The organism is Rhodococcus sp. MEB064 (assembly GCF_000834565.1).
Taxonomy (GTDB): domain Bacteria; phylum Actinomycetota; class Actinomycetes; order Mycobacteriales; family Mycobacteriaceae; genus Rhodococcoides.
In genome coordinates, this window is the sequence record NZ_JXQS01000034.1 from 51,837 (window position 1) to 69,678 (window position 17,842).

The 17,842-nt window shown below is 65.8% G+C and carries 22 protein-coding genes; 15 read left to right on the forward strand and 7 right to left on the reverse strand.

Features of this window, described 5'->3' with window-relative positions; genetic code table 11:
• The first annotated feature begins 73 nt into the window (after window positions 1-73).
• On the forward strand, window positions 74-964 hold the full coding sequence (locus RU01_RS15255) for a glycosyltransferase (protein ID WP_042575429.1): 891 nt from the start codon (window positions 74-76) through the stop codon (window positions 962-964).
• Window positions 965-977: 13 nt separating this feature from the next.
• On the opposite strand, the gene RU01_RS15260 is transcribed toward RU01_RS15255, so the two are convergent.
• Window positions 978-1,466, reverse strand: coding sequence for a hotdog fold domain-containing protein (locus RU01_RS15260; protein WP_042575430.1), 489 nt, complete (start codon window positions 1,464-1,466; stop codon window positions 978-980).
• Window positions 1,467-1,967: 501 nt separating this feature from the next.
• Between RU01_RS15260 and rpsJ the strand changes: the two genes are divergently transcribed.
• The 12 genes from rpsJ (at window position 1,968) to RU01_RS15320 (ending at window position 8,059) form a co-directional block, all read left to right on the forward strand.
• On the forward strand, window positions 1,968-2,273 hold the full coding sequence (gene rpsJ / locus RU01_RS15265; protein WP_003938093.1) for a 30S ribosomal protein S10: 306 nt from the start codon (window positions 1,968-1,970) through the stop codon (window positions 2,271-2,273).
• Window positions 2,274-2,287: 14 nt separating this feature from the next.
• On the forward strand, window positions 2,288-2,953 hold the full coding sequence (gene rplC / locus RU01_RS15270) for a 50S ribosomal protein L3 (RefSeq protein ID WP_042575445.1): 666 nt from the start codon (window positions 2,288-2,290) through the stop codon (window positions 2,951-2,953).
• On the forward strand, window positions 2,950-3,639 hold the full coding sequence (gene rplD / locus RU01_RS15275) for a 50S ribosomal protein L4 (protein WP_042575431.1): 690 nt from the start codon (window positions 2,950-2,952) through the stop codon (window positions 3,637-3,639). Before rplC ends, rplD begins: the two co-directional genes overlap by 4 nt.
• Entirely contained in the window at window positions 3,636-3,941 is a 306-nt protein-coding gene (rplW, locus tag RU01_RS15280; RefSeq protein WP_027504648.1) for a 50S ribosomal protein L23, read from the forward strand. The genes rplD and rplW overlap by 4 nt, the downstream gene beginning before the upstream one ends.
• A 47-nt stretch (window positions 3,942-3,988) precedes the next feature.
• On the forward strand, window positions 3,989-4,825 hold the full coding sequence (gene rplB, locus RU01_RS15285) for a 50S ribosomal protein L2 (RefSeq protein ID WP_042575432.1): 837 nt from the start codon (window positions 3,989-3,991) through the stop codon (window positions 4,823-4,825).
• A 17-nt stretch (window positions 4,826-4,842) separates the two neighbouring features.
• Complete coding sequence (gene rpsS, locus RU01_RS15290) at window positions 4,843-5,124, forward strand: 30S ribosomal protein S19 (RefSeq protein ID WP_042575433.1); 282 nt, start codon at window positions 4,843-4,845, stop codon at window positions 5,122-5,124.
• Window positions 5,121-5,525, forward strand: a complete 405-nt coding sequence (gene rplV / locus RU01_RS15295) for a 50S ribosomal protein L22 (protein WP_027504651.1) — start codon at window positions 5,121-5,123, stop codon at window positions 5,523-5,525. Before rpsS ends, rplV begins: the two co-directional genes overlap by 4 nt.
• Window positions 5,525-6,328, forward strand: a complete 804-nt coding sequence (gene rpsC / locus RU01_RS15300) for a 30S ribosomal protein S3 (protein ID WP_027504652.1) — start codon at window positions 5,525-5,527, stop codon at window positions 6,326-6,328. Before rplV ends, rpsC begins: the two co-directional genes overlap by 1 nt.
• Before the next feature lie 3 nt (window positions 6,329-6,331).
• The gene (gene rplP / locus RU01_RS15305; protein ID WP_027504653.1) at window positions 6,332-6,748 is read left to right on the forward strand and encodes a 50S ribosomal protein L16; all 417 of its coding nucleotides are present in this window, start codon (window positions 6,332-6,334) and stop codon (window positions 6,746-6,748) included.
• Window positions 6,748-6,993 (forward strand): 50S ribosomal protein L29, encoded by a 246-nt coding sequence (gene rpmC, locus RU01_RS15310; RefSeq protein WP_027504654.1) that lies wholly within the window; start codon window positions 6,748-6,750, stop codon window positions 6,991-6,993. The genes rplP and rpmC overlap by 1 nt, the downstream gene beginning before the upstream one ends.
• Window positions 6,990-7,271: a 30S ribosomal protein S17 gene (rpsQ, locus tag RU01_RS15315; RefSeq protein WP_042575434.1), complete on the forward strand. Its 282-nt coding sequence runs from the start codon at window positions 6,990-6,992 to the stop codon at window positions 7,269-7,271. The genes rpmC and rpsQ overlap by 4 nt, the downstream gene beginning before the upstream one ends.
• Window positions 7,272-7,366: 95 nt before the next feature.
• Window positions 7,367-8,059, forward strand: a complete 693-nt coding sequence (locus RU01_RS15320) for a hypothetical protein (RefSeq protein ID WP_042575435.1) — start codon at window positions 7,367-7,369, stop codon at window positions 8,057-8,059.
• 6 nt (window positions 8,060-8,065) lie between these two features.
• Here RU01_RS15320 and RU01_RS15325 read toward each other — a convergent pair whose 3' ends face one another.
• The 6 genes from RU01_RS15325 to RU01_RS15350 all read right to left on the reverse strand — a co-directional run bounded on the left by RU01_RS15325 (window position 8,066) and on the right by RU01_RS15350 (window position 16,953).
• The gene (locus tag RU01_RS15325; protein WP_042575436.1) at window positions 8,066-9,610 is read right to left on the reverse strand and encodes an alanine/glycine:cation symporter family protein; all 1,545 of its coding nucleotides are present in this window, start codon (window positions 9,608-9,610) and stop codon (window positions 8,066-8,068) included.
• 76 nt (window positions 9,611-9,686) lie between these two features.
• Window positions 9,687-10,691, reverse strand: coding sequence for an aldo/keto reductase family protein (locus RU01_RS15330; protein WP_042575437.1), 1,005 nt, complete (start codon window positions 10,689-10,691; stop codon window positions 9,687-9,689).
• Between the two features lie 10 nt (window positions 10,692-10,701).
• Window positions 10,702-13,830 carry a helicase HerA domain-containing protein gene (locus RU01_RS15335; protein WP_042575446.1) on the reverse strand — a complete coding sequence of 1,043 codons (3,129 nt, stop codon included), beginning with the start codon at window positions 13,828-13,830 and terminating at the stop codon, window positions 10,702-10,704.
• Window positions 13,831-13,844: 14 nt separating this feature from the next.
• Window positions 13,845-14,522 (reverse strand): hypothetical protein, encoded by a 678-nt coding sequence (locus RU01_RS15340; protein WP_042575438.1) that lies wholly within the window; start codon window positions 14,520-14,522, stop codon window positions 13,845-13,847.
• A complete protein-coding gene (locus RU01_RS15345; protein ID WP_042575439.1) occupies window positions 14,519-15,544 on the reverse strand; it encodes an endonuclease domain-containing protein in 1,026 nt (341 codons plus the stop codon). Before RU01_RS15345 ends, RU01_RS15340 begins: the two co-directional genes overlap by 4 nt.
• A 95-nt stretch (window positions 15,545-15,639) precedes the next feature.
• On the reverse strand, window positions 15,640-16,953 hold the full coding sequence (locus RU01_RS15350) for an AIM24 family protein (RefSeq protein WP_156148945.1): 1,314 nt from the start codon (window positions 16,951-16,953) through the stop codon (window positions 15,640-15,642).
• A 189-nt stretch (window positions 16,954-17,142) separates the two neighbouring features.
• Here RU01_RS15350 and rplN point away from each other — a divergent pair, with 189 nt between their 5' ends.
• Together rplN and rplX are read left to right on the forward strand one after the other, a co-directional pair.
• Window positions 17,143-17,511: a 50S ribosomal protein L14 gene (rplN, locus tag RU01_RS15355; protein WP_027504662.1), complete on the forward strand. Its 369-nt coding sequence runs from the start codon at window positions 17,143-17,145 to the stop codon at window positions 17,509-17,511.
• A gap of 1 nt (window position 17,512) precedes the next feature.
• Entirely contained in the window at window positions 17,513-17,827 is a 315-nt protein-coding gene (gene rplX, locus RU01_RS15360) for a 50S ribosomal protein L24 (RefSeq protein ID WP_042575440.1), read from the forward strand.
• The last annotated feature ends 15 nt before the right edge of the window (window positions 17,828-17,842 follow it).

Sequence of the window (17,842 nt, forward strand, 5' to 3'; positions counted from 1 at the left end):
ACGGGTGGCGTGGCCCATTCGTGAGGAGTCGACTCTCGCGTTATCGTGAATGCGTGAAGAGACGTGATCGCGCATGAACGGCATCGGCAACGACACCACGATCGTCATTCCCGTCCTCGACGAGGAGGACTACATCGGAGCATGTCTCGACCATGTTCTCCCGCAGATCGAGCAGTTGTCCGAGGTCATCGTCGTCGACAACGGGTCGACGGATCGCACGGTGGAGATAGTCGAGAAGTATGCCGCGTCGGAACCGAAGATCCGCCTGGTGCACGAACCGCGAAAAGGATTGTTCTTCTCGCGGAATACCGGTTTCAGGGAGGCGAAGTCCGACATTGTCGGACGTATCGACGCCGACACCAGGATAGGTGCGGGATGGGTCGATGCGGTGAAGTCGACATTCGCCGAAGCGGATCCGTCTCTCAATCTCGGGGGTATCACGGGATTGAGTGCGCCGTACGATTCGCCGTTCAGTCGGTCCAAGAAGATGCTCGTCGACGTGCTGGTCCGGGCCAAGATGCTGGGCAACAGCATGAAGATCGACAACATGCACGGCGCCAACATGGCCGTGCGCCTCGACGCGTGGAACGCGGTGCAGGACAAACTGACCTCACGCGCCGACGTCCACGAGGACATCGACTTCGCGCTGTGCCTGATCGAGGCCGGGTACTCCATCGTGCAGCCGACCGAGATGTGGGCGGACATCTCGCCGCGCCGGGCGCTCACGCCTCCGTTGAAGTACACGTCGTTCGTCAAGGCGGGTATCACGAGCTTCGAGATCCACGGTCGATCGAACTGGTCGCTGAGGTGGCTCGTCGCGCCGGTGACGTGGCTGTCGCACGCGGTGTTCTGGTTCCCCTACCGGGCCTACGATCCGGTCACGGGTTCGTTCTCCCCGAAGCGGCTGGTCACCGAGCAGGACTTCCGGCCGGCGGCGCTGTCGGAAGCGCCGTCGGACCGCTGAACGTCCGCGACGACTACTTCGCGCTGATCCAGATGGTGATGTCGGCGCGCACGACCTCTGCACCGGAGGTATCCCGCAGGCTGACCGGAACCACGAGTTCGCGGCCGGCGGCCACCTCGTTCCACTCGGGGACTTCGGCGAGCTGGGCCGTCGCCGTCAGTGATGTCCGCCCGGGAGCGAGGTACTGCACGGTCATCGCCTTCGGAATCCATCGGTGGGTCGTGGGGACGGTGGCCTCCGCCAGCATTCCCATGGCGACCTCCGCCAGGTTGCACGCCGCGATGGCGTGGAACGTCCCCAGGTGGTTGTGTACGCCGAACCACTTCGGTCCCGACACCACGCAGCGTCCCGGTTCGAGTTCGCGGACCCGGGGGAACACGGCCGCGAAGAACGGGACTCGCGCGCACATGCCCGCGGAGAACGCGACGGATCTGACGGGTGCGGGCAGTCGCTTCCAGAGCGCGTAGGTAGCGGTGGTCGAGGCCGACGAGATTTCGCTCATGGGCGCACCTTACTCGTCGGTAAGATGAAGGGGCGGACGTCGGCGGCGGCCTCGATTTGAACTCCGGCGGCCCGGTGGGTCATACTGTTCGGGTTGCCTTGACCGAGGTGATCGCTGTCGTGCGTCTCGCGCGCTTCGGCATCGTCCCGGTTGTGGCTAGCGACAAGAACGACAAGCAGTGATCGCGCCGGCACGATGGGCGCATCCGGTCCGCTGTTTCACCACCCGGTCGAGTTCGGCCGAGCGGGAGAATCATGTGCGGGAATGCGACACGCCCGACCGCGTGGACCGGAGAACCATGACAGATGAACAGCGGCAACGGATTCCTCCTGGCCACGCGTATGCGTGGATGCGAGAGTTCGCCACGTTCGTCCTCATGGATGCGCCTCGCGCCCGGCACCACGCCGGCGTCGGGTCAGCACACTGCCGGGTTCTCGGATCGACATCCGGGAACGAGAGACCTGACCAACGGTTAACCAGGGCAAGGAAGAGGACATAAGCGTGGCGGGACAAAAGATCCGCATCAGGCTCAAGGCCTACGACCACGAGGCGATCGACGCGTCCGCGCGCAAGATCGTCGAGACCGTGACCCGCACCGGGGCACGCGTGGTCGGACCTGTGCCGTTGCCCACCGAGAAGAACGTGTACTGCGTCATCCGTTCGCCGCACAAGTACAAGGACTCTCGCGAGCACTTCGAGATGCGCACGCACAAGCGACTCATCGACATTCTCGACCCGACACCGAAGACGGTCGACGCGCTCATGCGCATCGACCTGCCGGCAAGCGTCGACGTCAACATTCAGTGAGCGCGGAGACAACCATGACTGACAACATCAAGCGTCCGGCCAAGGGAATTCTGGGCACCAAGCTCGGCATGACCCAGGTCTTCGACGAGAACAATCGCGTCGTCCCGGTCACCGTCATCAAGGCGGACCCGAACGTCGTCACCGCGATCCGTACCGAGGAGCGCGACGGCTACAGCGCCGTCCAGGTCGCCTTCGGTGCCATCGATCCCCGCAAGGTGAACAAGCCGGTCTCCGGCCAGTTCACCAAGGCCGGCGTCACTCCCCGTCGCCACCTCGCAGAGCTGCGCGTCGCCGACGCCGCAGGCTACGAGATCGGCCAGGAGCTCACCGCTGCCGAGTTCGAGGACGGCGCATTCGTCGACGTCACCGGAGTCAGCAAGGGCAAGGGCTTCGCGGGAACGATGAAGCGCCACGGCTTCAAGGGCCAGGGCGCGAGCCACGGTGCGCAGGCTGTCCACCGCCGCCCCGGTTCCATCGGTGGCTGCGCGACCCCCGGCCGTGTCTTCAAGGGCATGCGCATGTCGGGTCGTATGGGTAGCGATCGCATCACCACGCAGAACCTCTCGGTCCACAAGGTGGACGCCGAGAACGGTCTGCTGCTGATCAAGGGCGCGATCCCGGGCCGCAAGGGCGGCGTCGTGATCGTCAAGAGCGCAGTGAAGGGTGGTGCGCGAGCATGACCAGTCTCGAAAAGAACTCCACGACCAAGTTGACGCTGGACGTCAAGGAGGCCGGTGGCAAGACCAACGGCACCGTCGATCTCCCCGCCGAGATCTTCGACCGCACCGCGAACATCGCGTTGATGCACCAGGTCGTCGTCGCGCAGCTCGCTGCGGCACGTCAGGGCACGCACTCGACGAAGACTCGTGGAGAGGTCCGCGGCGGCGGCAAGAAGCCGTACCGCCAGAAGGGCACCGGCCGCGCACGTCAGGGCTCGACCCGCGCACCGCAGTTCGTCGGCGGTGGCACGGTCCACGGCCCGCAGCCGCGTGACTACAGCCAGCGCACCCCCAAGAAGATGATCGCCGCAGCACTGCGCGGTGCACTCTCCGACCGGGCGCGCAGCGAGCGCATCCACGTGATCACCGAGCTCGTCGCAGGACAGGTGCCCTCCACCAAGGGTGCCCGCACGTTCCTGTCCGAGCTCACCGATCGCAAGAAGGTTCTGCTGGTCATCGGCCGCGCAGACCTGGCCGCATGGAAGTCCGTCCAGAACCTCGACGGCATCCACCCCATCGCGCCGGACCAGCTCAACACGTACGACGTGCTCGAGGCCGACGACGTGATCTTCAGCGTCGAGGCACTGAACACGTTCGTCGCCGGACCGGCCAAGGCAGCAACGGATTCACAGGAGGAGGACAAGTGAGCACCATTGCCGATCCCCGCGACATCCTGCTGGCCCCGGTCATCTCGGAGAAGTCGTACGGGCTCATCGAGCAGGGGACCTACACGTTCATCGTGCACCCCGATTCGAACAAGACGCAGATCAAGATCGCTGTCGAAAAAGTCTTCGGCGTGACTGTGACCAGCGTGAACACCGCCAACCGGCAGGGCAAGCGCAAGCGGACCCGTTTCGGCTACGGCACGCGTAAGAGCACCAAGCGCGCGCTCGTGACCCTCTCGGCCGACAGCAAGCCCATCGAGATCTTCGGAGGCCCGGTCGCGTAAGCGACCGGAGCTCAGAGGGTCCTCGAGGATCAAGGGACGAGACAAACATGGCAATTCGTAAGTACAAGCCGACCACTCCCGGTCGTCGTGGCGCGAGTGTCTCCGATTTCGCGGAGATCACGCGCTCGACACCGGAGAAGTCGCTCATCCGCCCGCTGCACGGCCGCGGTGGCCGCAACGCACACGGCCGTATCACCACCCGTCACAAGGGTGGCGGTCACAAGCGCGCCTACCGGCTGATCGACTTCCGCCGCAACGACAAGGACGGCGTGCCGGCCAAGGTCGCTCACATCGAGTACGACCCCAACCGCACCGCCAACATCGCACTGCTGCACTTCGCCGACGGTGAGAAGCGCTACATCATCGCGCCGAAGGGCATCGCTCAGGGTTCGCCCATCGAGCAGGGCGCTACCGCGGACATCAAGCCCGGTAACAACCTCCCGCTGCGCAACATCCCGACGGGTACCACCATCCACGCGGTGGAACTGCGTCCCGGTGGTGGAGCCAAGATGGTCCGCTCCGCCGGAGCCGGTGCACAGCTGCTCGGTAAGGAAGGCGCCTACGCCACGCTGCGTATGCCGTCCGGTGAGATCCGTCGAGTCGACGTGCGCTGCCGCGCAACCGTCGGCGAGGTGGGCAACGCCGAGCAGTCGAACATCAACTGGGGCAAGGCCGGCCGTATGCGCTGGAAGGGCAAGCGCCCCACCGTCCGTGGTGTCGTCATGAACCCGGTCGACCACCCGCACGGTGGTGGTGAGGGTAAGACCTCCGGTGGACGCCACCCGGTCAGCCCGTGGGGACAGCCCGAGGGCCGTACCCGCAAGAGCAAGCCCAGCGATCAACTGATCGTCCGCCGCCGCCGCACCGGCAAGAACAAGCGATAAGCAGGAGGGAGTAGCAGATGCCACGCAGTCTGAAGAAAGGCCCGTTCGTCGACGACCACCTCCTGAAAAAGGTGGACGTTCAGAACGAGAAGGGCACGAAGCAGGTCATCAAGACCTGGTCACGCCGTTCGACCATCACCCCCGATTTCATCGGCCACACCTTCGCCGTCCACGACGGACGCAAGCACGTGCCGGTGTTCGTCTCGGACGCCATGGTGGGACACAAGCTCGGAGAATTCGCGCCGACGAGGACCTTCAAGGGTCACATCAAGGACGACCGGAAGGCGAAGCGGCGATGACCAACTTCACCCCCACCGACAACCCGATCGCACGGGCCACGGCCAAGCACGTTCGCGTGACGCCGATGAAGGCACGTCGCGTCGTGGACCTGGTCCGCGGAAAGAGCGTCGAGGATGCCCTGAACATCCTCAAGTTTGCACCGCAGGCCGCCAGCGAGCCCGTCGCCAAGGTCGTTGCTTCGGCAGCGGCCAACGCGGAGAACAACCTGGACCTCGATCCGAGCACGTTGATCGTCTCGGCTGCATTCGTCGACGAGGGCGCAACCCTCAAGCGTTTCCAGCCTCGTGCCCAGGGTCGTGCGTTCCGCATTCGTAAGCGCACATCTCACATCACGGTCATCGTGGAGAGCCTGCCCAAGACCGGCGGCTCGACACGTGGTCGCCGGAAGGGAGCTCAGTAGTGGGCCAGAAGATCAACCCGCACGGCTTCCGCCTCGGCATCACGACCGACTGGAAGTCCCGCTGGTACGCAGACAAGCAGTACGCGGAGTACGTCAAGGAAGACGTGCAGATCCGCAAGCTCCTCGCCACGGGCATGGAGCGCGCCGGCATCGCCAAGGTGGAGATCGAGCGCACCCGTGATCGGGTTCGCGTCGACATCCACACCGCGCGTCCGGGCATCGTCATCGGTCGCCGCGGCGCCGAGGCCGATCGCATCCGTTCCGAGCTCGAGAAGCTGACCGGCAAGCAGGTCCAGCTGAACATCCTCGAGGTCAAGAACGCCGAGTCCGAGGCTCAGCTCGTGGCTCAGGGTGTCGCAGAGCAGCTCAGCAACCGCGTTGCTTTCCGTCGTGCGATGCGCAAGGCCATCCAGTCGGCCATGCGTCAGCCGAACGTCAAGGGCATCCGCGTCCAGTGCTCCGGTCGCCTCGGCGGCGCGGAGATGAGCCGCTCCGAGTTCTACCGCGAAGGTCGCGTTCCGCTGCACACGCTGCGTGCGGACATCGACTACGGCCTCTACGAGGCCAAGACCACCTTCGGTCGCATCGGCGTGAAGGTCTGGATCTACAAGGGCGACATCGTCGGTGGCAAGCGTGAAGCTGTTGCCGCCGCTGCTCCGGCAGGCGATCGTCCCCGTCGCGAGCGTCCGTCTCGTCCGCGTCGCAGCGGTGCCTCGGGCACCACGGCGACCAGCACCGAGGCCGGCCGCGCAGCGACAGCAACCGCTGATGCACCCGCTACGACCGAGCAGAAGGAGGGCTGACGCATGTTGATCCCCCGTCGGGTCAAGCACCGCAAGCAGCACCACCCCAAGCGTTCGGGTGCCGCCAAGGGCGGAACTCAGGTGACCTTCGGTGAATACGGCATCCAGGCTCTCGAGCCCGCCTACATCACCAACCGTCAGATCGAGGCCGCCCGTATCGCCGTCACCCGCCACATCAAGCGCGGTGGCAAGGTCTGGATCAACATCTACCCGGACCGCCCGCTCACGAAGAAGCCTGCCGAGACCCGCATGGGTTCCGGTAAGGGTTCGCCGGAGTGGTGGGTCGCCAACGTCAAGCCCGGCCGCGTGCTCTTCGAGCTCAGCTACCCGGACGAGCAGATCGCTCGTGAAGCATTGACTCGCGCAATCCACAAGCTGCCGATCAAGGCACGCATCATCACGAGGGAGGTTCAGTTCTGATGGCTACCGGTACCCCGGCTGCCGAGCTCCGTGAGCTCGGTGACGAAGAACTGATCACCCGCCTTCGTGAATCGAAGGAGGAGCTGTTCAACCTCCGCTTCCAGATGGCCACCGGTCAGCTGGACAACAACCGTCGACTGCGCGTCGTCCGCCACGAGATCGCGCGCATCTACACCGTGATGCGCGAGCGTGAGCTCGGGCTCGCCGCAGGCCCTTCCGAGGACACGGCAGGTGACGCAGCATGAGCGAGGAAACAGTGACCACTGAAGAAGCACGCAACAGCCGGAAGACGCGTATCGGTTACGTCGTCTCCGACAAGATGCAGAAGACGATCGTCGTCGAGCTGGAGGACCGTGTGAAGCACGCCCTCTACGGCAAGATCATCCGACGCACCACCAAGGTCAAGGCCCATGACGAGAACGGAGTCGCCGGCGTCGGCGACCGCGTTCAGCTCATGGAGACCCGCCCCCTGTCCGCCACGAAGCACTGGCGACTGGTCGAGGTCCTCGAGAAGGCCAAGTAAGACCTGCAGCACTCGAACGGCCCCGCACTCCTCGTGAGTGCGGGGCCGTTCTGCGTCCGGCCTCTTCGCTACGATGGCCGTCACGAGGAGGCCGCATGGATGCAGTTCTGCAGTTCGCCGCAAGCTACTGGTGGCTGTGGTTCGTCTTCGGCGGGTCCATCGCGGGGGCGGCCAAGGCGGTCAGCGCCGCGAACGAGCGACGTGCGGATCGTCGACTCGAGCGGTACCGCATCAAGCAGGAGGCCAAGGTCGCGGCGCTCGAACTGACCAAGGCCTCGACACAGGATGCGGACGCGCAACGTCGGTCCGTCGAGAAGGCGCTCGCCGAGCACGACGACGTGAATACGCGGTGGTTCGCCTACGAGACCGACGTAATCAACCTGCTCGAGTTTCCGATGATGACGAACATGCGCGATCCGATGACGGTGGCCTTCCACCGCACCAAGCTCGACGCGGACTCCTTGCGGCCGGCATCGTCGGACGAGCTGGTCGGCGATCCGGAGGCGCAGCGGCTCTACCGCTCGGCTGTGCACGACTATGCGGTCGCGTTTACCGCCGCTGAGTCCGAGGCCAAGCGTCGTCGCCGCGGAAACTTCAGTGAAGCGGAGCAGAACCGACTCACCCGCGCGCAGTCGTTGCTGCGCATGGCCTTGGACGGCGCTTCGACCCCCGCCGAGCGCCAGGCGGCGTATCGCAAGGCACGCTCCGAGATCGACGGTCTGGTGACGCTGCCGACAACGGCGTACGCACAGATCGAGCAACGCATCGCGGGGGCGTTGGAGGCGTAGGCGCGGTCAGCGCGTGACATCCACGTCGTCGACGACCACGGTCTCGCCTCGGCGATGAGCCATGTAGTCCCGCAACTCCCGCTTCACGACGGGGAGAAGCAGATACAGGCCGATGATGTTGACGAAAGCCAGGGCGAACAAGGCGGCATCCGCGAAATCGAGCACGGACCCCAGTGAGAGAACCGTGCCGATGACGGTGAACGTGCAGAAGATGATGTTGAAACTGTGCTTGGCAACGGCGCTGCGGCCGAAGAGCGACGTCCACGCCTGCGAACCGTAGTAAGCCCACGTGATCGCGGTGGACAGTGCGAAGAGGGCGACCGCGACGGTCAAGATGTACGGGAACCAGGGGAGCACCGTCTCGAAGGCGTCCGAGGTCAGCGTGACGCCGCCTGCGGGGAGCGAGCCGGTCTCCGCGACGATGGCGCGCTGGTCCTGCCAGGACTGCGTGTTGGCGATGACGATGGTCAGCGCGGTGGCCGTGCAGATCACGACCGTGTCGATGAACGGTTCGAGCATGGCCACGAACCCCTCGGTGACCGGATGACGCGTCTTGACTGCCGAGTGCGCGATGGAGGCCGATCCCAGTCCCGCCTCGTTCGAGAACGCGGCGCGCTGGATGCCGATTATCATCACGCCGAGTACGCCACCCGCCACGCCGGTGGGAGAAAAGGCGCCCGTCACGATCGCGTTCATGGCGCTGGGAACCTGCTCGATATTCACGGCGATCACCACGGCGCATCCGAGCACGTAGACGATGGCCATTGCCGGGACCAGCTTCGCCGTCACCGCGGAGATGGACTTCATTCCGCCGATGATGACCAGGCCGATGACGACTGCGACAACGAGCCCGAAGCCGAATTTCGCGCCGTCCGAAGCAAGGAAGCCCTCGTCGCCACCGGTGACACTGCGAACCTGTGCGTAGGTCTGGTTCGCTTGGAACATGTTTCCGCCGGAGATACCGAAGAAGATGATGATGACGGCGTAGACGGTCGCCATGATCTTTCCGACCCTGCTCATCCCGCGCTCGGCGAGACCCTTCGTCAGATACTTCATCGGGCCGCCGGATACGGTGCCGTCCTCGTGGACATCGCGGTACTTCACGCCCAGGGTGCACTCGACGAATTTGGTGGCCATGCCGAGGAACCCTGCGAGGATCATCCACAGCGTGGCGCCGGGGCCACCCAGGGTGACCGCGACCGCCACACCGGCGATGTTGCCCAGTCCGACGGTGCCCGACACGGCAGCTGTCAGCGCGCGGAAGTGGCTCACCTCGCCGGGCGCGGTGGGATCGTCGTGCTTTCCGCGAACCAGCTCGACGGCGTGCTTGGCGCCTCTGACCTGGAGGAATTTGAAGGTGACGGTGAAGATGATCGCGGCTGCCAGGAGCCAGAGCACGACCAGTGGTACCGATGCGCCGCCGATGTCGACGGAGAAGAAGACGACAGTGGTCACCGCGTCGGTGACAGGTTCGAACGTCGAATTGATGGCATTCTCGATGGTGGAGAGGGTGCCGCCATCGGCTGCGAGAATCCGGGGTGGAGGAGTCATATCTCATTCGACCCCGGTACCCCGGATCCCGCTCGTCTTCGGACGGATCTGACCGATCCTTTACCTGATCTTGACCTCAGGCCAGTCGCGTCTCGGGGCTCTTCGTTTTGCTCGGGTCCTTCTCGACGATGTCACCGAGCGCCTCGTCGATCTTCGTGAGCACGTCGGCATCCAGCGTCACATCGGCAGCCTTGACGTTGTCGGCGATCTGCTCGGGGCGGGAGGCGCCGACCAGTGCCGCGGCGATGTTGTCGTTCGCCAGTACCCACGCGATGGCGAGCTGCGACATGGTGATCGACAGGTCGTCGGCGATCGGCTTCAGCTTCTGTACGCGCGTCAGGGTCTCGTCGTTCATGTAGCGCGAGATCATGTCCGCGCCGCCCTTGTCGTCGGTGGCGCGCGATCCCTCCGGAAGGGGCTGTCCCGGAACGTATTTGCCCGTCAGGACGCCCTGCGCCAGCGGCGACCAGACGATCTGCGAGATACCGAGTTCCTTCGACGCGGGTACGACATCGGACTCGATGACGCGCCAGAGTGCCGAATACTGTGGCTGATTGGAGACGATGGAGAAACCGCGCTGCCGGGCGAGGGTCTGAGCCTCGCGCAGCTGGTCGGCTGTCCACTCGGACACACCGATGTACAGCGCCTTGCCCTGCTGCACCACGTCACCGAACGCGGTGATGGTCTCCTCCAGCGGAGTCTCGTGGTCGTAGCGGTGCGCCTGATAGAGGTCGACGTAGTCGGTGCCCAGGCGACGGAGTGAATTGTCGATGCCCTCGAAGATGTGCTTGCGCGAGAGCCCGGTGTCGTTGGGGCCCTTCTCGCCGACGGGGAAATACACCTTCGTGAAGATCTCGAGTCCTTCACGACGCTCGCCGGCCAGAGCCTTGCCCAGCACGCTCTCCGCGGCACCGTTCGCGTACACGTCCGCGGTGTCGAACGTCGTGATGCCCGCGTCGAGCGCTGCCTTCACACACGCGGTCGCGACGTCGTTCTCGACCTGCGACCCGTGTGTGAGCCAGTTGCCGTAGGTGATCTCCGAGACCTTGAGTCCACTGTTTCCGAGGTATCTGTAAGCCATGCGATCAACGCTACTCGCGGGCCAGCGCAAGGACCTCTTCCTCGGTCGGCGGGCTCTTGGGGTGGTAGGTCAGGCACAGGGGAGTGGCGGTGCGCCGGAATTCCGAGCCCTCGACCGCCGCGTAGAACTGGCCAGCGGGTAACCGGCCGACGTCGGGAACCGATCCGCCCTTGGCACGGGCCATCTCCTGTGCGGCCTGAATCTGTGCGGGGCTGTTGAGGAGTCCGTAGAACTGTGTCGCCGCGTTTCCGGCGATGCGGTTGTGCAGTCCCTTGGGTGCCTGCGTCGCGAACACCAGCCCCAGGCCGTACTTGCGGGCCTGCGACGCCAACGCCAACGTGCTGTGGGTCGCGGGCGTCGCCTTGTCGGACGGTGCGTAGTTCTGGGCCTCGTCCATCACGAACAGGCCGCCCAGAGGCCGATCGCCGGCCGGGTTCTTCTTGATCCAGGCGAACAGCCCCATCTGCAGCTGATTCACGAAGCTCTGCTTCTGCTCTTCCGTCGTCAATCCGGAGAGGTTGATGACGGACACGCGCGCCTTCTTCCCCTCCGCCGGAGTCAGGAGCACTCCTGGATCGACTGGGGTGCCGGACCCGGCGAACATCGGGTCGTTGGTCATCGCGGCCTTGAGGTTCTCCGCGAGGTCCGCCGCGATGCGCACCGCGTCCCGCATCTCGCTCGCATCCGCCGGCAGGTTCTCCAGCAGGTCGATGAAGTCGGACATGTCGCCCGCCGATCGCCGGCCGAAGCCGTCCAGCGCAGCACGCAGCACGGCCTGGCGGTGCTTCGCCTTCTCGGTGGTTCCCGTGGCGAGTGCGGCGGGAGCGAGCGCGGCGAGCCCCGACTCGACGGACGCATCGAACTCGTCCCGGTCACCGATGACGCTCGCGAAGTCGGGAAGTGGTTGGAAGCTCAGCGGACGCCCGGACGACTTCCGGGGTGTCCAGACCACGACGTCCGTATCGCGGAGGTACGCAGCAGCTTTCGCTTCGTCGCCCGGCGGCCACGTGCGTTCGTCCTCGGGCCACGCCGTACCCAGGCGGGCGAGGTCGTTGTTGATGTCGAGCACGATGGACGACACTCCGTGCAGCGCACACTCCTCGACGAGTCGGCGGATCAGCACCGTCTTACCGCTGCCCGATCCGGCGAAGATCGCCGTGTGCTTGCGCAGTGCCTCGAGCGGAATGCGAACCTCGGCGTTGGTGCTGAGTTCGGTGCCCATCTCGATGTGCTCCCGGCGCGGAACGGCGGCGACAGGCGCTTGCGCCGCTTCAGGTTCGATCAGAGCTTGATCGTCGTCGACGACGCTCGCGTCGGGCAGGACCGTCCGGAACAGCTCGATCTCGTGAGCAGGCTTGCGGGCCAGCAGCCATGATGTGAGCGCCGGGGAGTTCTCTGTGCGCAGCGCACCCAGAGCGATCAGCGAGCGCCGGTCGTCCTCACTCAGTGGAACCTCGACGCCGCCGGCGCGGTGCAACGCTGCCACCGTCTGCTCGGTCTTCGCGCCCTTCGGCCACGACGAGTTGCGGATCAGGATCAGCCGTCGACGCGGCATGTCGATGTGCAGACCCGCTGCGGTGACGGCACGTTCGATCCGGGCGAGCGCCGCCCGGGCATTCGAGGACGTGACCGCGCGGAAGCACCAGTGCTCCTCGTCGTCGGTGTCGCTGTCGACGGTGTGCCTCAGACGGGCGTGCAGCGCTGGCCGCCCGCTCGGAGGTGGGTCCTGGGCGAGACTGTCGTCGGACGACTGATGCTCGTGGATCCACGCGTCGAGACCCGCCGAGAGCAGTGCCGGGACGAGGCTGTCCTCGGTGCCGGGCTCGAGAGGTGTCGAGACGTCCGCCGCGCTCCGTAGCTGCGCGAAGCGCTCGTCCAGTGCCTCGAGTTCGGATCGTTTGGCGGTCGGCAGCGACGGGGCATCGGATCCCCCTCCGCTCGAAGCGAAGTCGGTCAGCTCCGTCGCGACACCGGTCTCGAGGCAGTGACGGATGTGCTTGTCGACGGCGATGAGCAGCTGTCGTGGAGTGAAGTCGGGCGCCTTGTCGAAGGCGTCGACAGCCACCGGCCAGGTCGGATGAGGAGTCTCGAATCCCACCTCACGGAAGCATGCGCCGAGGCGACGTTCGAGGAGCAGTCGACCCACGTCGGACGACGGAATCGGCTTGAGCCGCTGCGTGACTCGGAATCGGTCGCGCATCGGTGCAACACCGCGTGCGGCGATCAGATCCCATGCGCTCGACAGCGCCGACAACACGGATGCGGTGCGAGGCAACGTCTCCCGCAGCGTCATCAGGCCGTGGGCGAGTTGCTCGACCACCTTGTCTTCCTGCTCGTCCGCGTAGTCCTTGTCCGCACCGGTGCGGGCCTGGGCGACGAGGGTATCGATCTGGTCGATGGCGAGAATCGTGGGCCCCGTGATCGCGAGCAGTCGGGAGATGTTCTCCGCGATGCCCTGATGCCCGAGCTCTGCCCGGCGGATACCCCACGAATCGAACTCGTCGGCGTCGACGTCGTCGATCGACTGCAGGTAGGCATCGCCGATGTCCTGCACGGCGGCATCGGGCGCGATGGACAGAACGAGGGCGCGGAGCGTGTGCTGCGACGTCCGACGGTGCCGAGGGTGCGCCTTGTAGACGCCGGTGACGAACTCGTTGAGCACGTCGGGCTCGATCATGCTCTCGCCCATGATCTGACGACGCTGATCGTCACTGCTCCCGGCGATGTCGCAGAGTCGACGCAACACCAGTCGAAGCTGACTGTCGTCACCGCGACCGGACGGACGGTTGAGGTCGTCGAGCATGCCCATCAACGTCGATCGCCAGAAGCCGGCCGCGTCGAGAAGTCGGATGAGGAAGAAGTAGCCGCCCCGCGACTGGACCTCCTCGCGGACCTGGCCGAGGAGGTGTGTCTTGCCGGACCCGGCCGGTCCCTGCACGACGACGCCCAGAGGGCTTGCGTCGTCGGAGTTCTCGGCATCGGTGTAGGCGCTCATGACCTCGGTGAACACACGCTCGTGCATGCCGGGAACGTGCACGTCGGACTGCGAGCGCCAGACGTCGTCAGGGGTGGGTGCCCAGCTCAGTCGCACCGATTCGAGCGCGCGGATCTGTTCGGACTTGGTGGTCGTGGTCGCCATGGTGGAGCCGCCCGTCACTGTTCGATCGCCAAGAGATGGTTCTGCTGATTGCCGACGTCGACGGCCGCCGCACGGTCCTCGTCGGTCAAGGTCTTCTGGTTCTCCTCGGGAATGAGGGAGACATCCGACGCGCGGCGCAGGCGCGCCAACGCGTCGTCCAGGTCGGCGCGAGGAATGTCGGCGAGCGCCGGCCGCAGCCGCGACAGCCGCACCCACGCACCCGGCTCGCGGGCGAGTTCGGTGTAGGTGTCACGGATGCGCGTCTCGACGTCGAGCGACGCGCGAACGCTCGGCGTCACCACGGCGTTCGGCGGCGTGGGTGGGGCGGCGATGGTCGCCGGAGTGTCCCGTGGGAAGAAGACTTCGGCGGGCCGCACGTCGTCGCGCTGGAACCACCGACCGAGCCCGGCCATGACGGTGAACAGCGCCTTGCTCGGCCCGGCGGCGCCCTTCGGCGGCGGCGTCCCCATCAGATCGGAGCAGTGCTTCCATCCCTTGTCGGTCAGTTCCAGGGTCATCGAGCGACCGTCCTTGCCGACCTCGATCAGACCCTGCGACGACAGTCGGTCCCGCTGAGCCTTCTTCAGTTCGGGACCGAGAACCGCCAGATCCGGATTCCGCACCGCTCGCGCCTCGGCCATCAACACCATCAGCACGGATACCTCGGTGCCGGTCAACTCGTTCGCGCTCACGTTGCAGTCCCCTTCGTACGTCGTCGGTGCAGAGTCTGTTCGATCATGGCCACGACACGTCCGTGGTCGGTCAGCATGTCCTCGTTGGTGAACCGCAACACGATGTATCCGTGCGTCTGCAGCAGGTTGTCGCGAGAGCGGTCGTCGGAGAACATCGCTCGGGCGCGGTGCTCGGGTCCGTCGATCTCGACGGCCACCTTCTCCTCGTCCCACAGCACGTCGATGGTGAACGGCCGACTCAACTCCGACAATTTCACGACGCGATTGTGCACCCGCCCGGCAGCCCATTCGCGAGTCGACAGGAGACGGTAGAGGAGTGCTTCCGCTGCACTGGCCGCATGGGGACGACCCTCGACGGGCGGATACCCCAACGGGCGGAACCTGTCGACGATGGTGCTGACATCGGCGGGCGCGGGCGGTGCGTCGACGCGTATCGACGGGAAGCGTTCCACCGCACCGGCGCCGGTGAGCCAGACCCCGATACCGGTGCCGCACAACCACTCCGCGGCCGCCGACACGGCATCGACGTCGGCGTCGACCGGGATGTCGACGATCAGGACCGCGGACCGACGTCCGTTCGCCTGCGCGACGACGCGTCCGGCTCCGGTTGCTCTGGTCTCACGGGAGTACGCGTCGTCACGCGGGGGTCGACCGGAGACGTAGGCGTCGGCCAGGTGGGCGAGGTAGGGGCCGAAGTGGTCGGTGGTCGCCGCGACCTCGAGCGCCCTGGCACGGGCGCTGCCGCGAGCCAACGACGAGTGGTCGTCCGCGTCCACCGCACCGGGCAGCCACTGCGGGACGAGATCCAGCGCGGCACGTTCGAGCGCGTCGACGACGGCGTCCACGATCTGCGACGCGGTACCGCCCGACAAGGCGAAGAAGAGCACTGCCGGCGCGCTGTCCGGCAGGGGATCCACCGATTCGGCGAGGTCGCGGAACCGCGGTCCGTGCAGTCGGACGACACGGTCGAGGGGAGCGTGTTGCCACCACGACGTGGTGGTCGACGAGTCGGCACACGTCATTCAGGCCTCACCCCCTCCGCACCGGAGATAGCGGTCGCACCGACGGTTACCATCCCCGAAACCGTACCCGGGGATGGGATCGAGTGTCGCGCGGGTCACCGTCCGAGCAGGCCACCGAGCGCGCCGCCGACTCCGGCCTGCTGTCCGCCACCGGTGCCGCCGACGAAACCGCCCGGGGGCTGCTCGGAGGGCTGCACCACGACGAATCCCTGCCCGGAGAACTGCAGCGTGAAGCGCTCGCCGGTGCTCCGGCCGATCAGCGTTCCGAAGTTCAGCTGGTCGTTGCTCTTGACCGACGTCTGCAGACTCGACGACCACGCCACCGCCGCCTGAGGGTCCGCGAACGTCGGCTGATCGACGTTCAGGACGACGGGTTGACCGTCGGTCGTGATGGCGATGCGGCCCTGACCGGTGAAGATGCAGTTGAACAGCCCCGCGTTGCTGCTCGCGGCCGCTCCCTGGACGCGACCGATGCGGTACGTCAGAGTCGAGTCGAAAGCCAAGACGTTGGCGCCGTTGATGGTCAGGCCGTCACTGCCGTCGAGGTCGATGATGTGCACGTCCTGCGCCGCGTTGGCGAGGAACAGGTCACCGCGCCCCGACACCTTCATGAGCGGCACACCCTCGCCCGTCATGGTGCGGCGGATCATGTTGCCGATACCGCCGGATCCCTGCGCCTCGAACTTCAGGTCGCCCTGGTAGGCGACCATGGAACCTGAGCGGGCCATGATCTCGCCGTTCATCGCGACGCGGGCCAACTTGCTGCCCTGCTTCTGGATGCCGGCGCCCTGGACCTCGGCATTGCTGGGGGCGAACAGTTCACTTCTCACGGCCAGTGCTCCCTGGATCGGTACGGGTGATGGTGCCCGGGTGGGTGCTGCAGGTGTCTGTCGCGGTGCTGCGACCGGCGGTGGCGTCTGCGCGGGTGCGGGTTCGTCGTCGACGCTGATCCCGAAATTCGTCGCGATGCCGGCCAGTCCGTCGTCGAACCCCTGCCCGACGGCGCGCACCTTCCAGCCGTCTCCGCGTCGGTAGATCTCGACGCACACGACGGCGGTCTCACTGGTGAGGCCGGTCATGTCGAAGACGAGGTCGCCGCCGACGCTGATGCGCAGAGGCAGACCGGCGAACGTGGTGGGACCGGATCCGTCGAGGCTCGCGGTGACCGCCACCGTCTCGATGTCGCCAGGGACCGCCCGCGTGTCGACGCGGATACCGCCGGCGCCGTACGTGACGCCCGGCCCGACAGGGTTGTTGAAGAAGACGAGGTCCGAATCCGACCGCACCTTCCCCGACCCGGTGAGCAGCAGCGCGGACACGTCCACCGCAGCCCCGGCGACCGTGATGTCGAGACCTTCCGACGGTGCGGGGCGGTTCTCGCCCCTCGCTAGGCTGTACACGAGGGACAGTCTGCCACCGGAGCCCGACACGGGTGGCCGACAGCGGACCGGCAGGGAACGCGATTTGGTTCCCACCCGCGTGTTCCCTACACTAGAGCGGTTGCCCGTGGTAGACGCATGCGTCCGCCCGGTCGACGAGACCGCGCGTGTCGGGTCGGTATCCGGCACGTACGTACATCCAGGTCATCAAGGAGACCCATGATTCAGCAGGAGTCGCGGCTTCGCGTCGCCGACAACACGGGTGCCAAGGAAATCTTGTGCATTCGCGTTCTCGGTGGTTCGTCACGCCGTTACGCCGGGATCGGCGACGTCATCGTCGCCACCGTCAAGGACGCGATCCCCGGTGGAAACATCAAGAAGGGCGAGGTCGTCAAGGCCGTCATCGTCCGCACCACGAAGGAGCGTCGCCGCGCCGACGGTTCGTACATCAAGTTCGACGAGAACGCTGCCGTTCTCATCAAGCCTGACAACGACCCCCGCGGTACCCGCATCTTCGGCCCGGTCGGCCGCGAGTTGCGCGAGAAGAAGTTCATGCGCATCGTGTCGCTGGCTCCGGAGGTGTTGTGAGATGAAGGTGCACAAGGGCGACACGGTCATCGTCATCTCGGGCAAGGACAAGGGAGCCAAGGGCAAGGTCATCACGGCCTACCCGGAGACTTCCAAGATCCTCGTCGAGGGCGTCAACCGCATCAAGAAGCACACCGCTGTCTCGGCCAACGAGCGCGGCGCATCCTCGGGCGGCATCGTCACGCAGGAAGCCCCCATCCACGTTTCGAACGTCGCGGTCATCGACTCGGACGGCAACCCCACTCGCGTGGGCTACCGCACCGACGACAACGGCAAGCGCGTTCGGATTTCCCGTAAGAACGGGAAGGACATCTGATGACGACCACCGAGA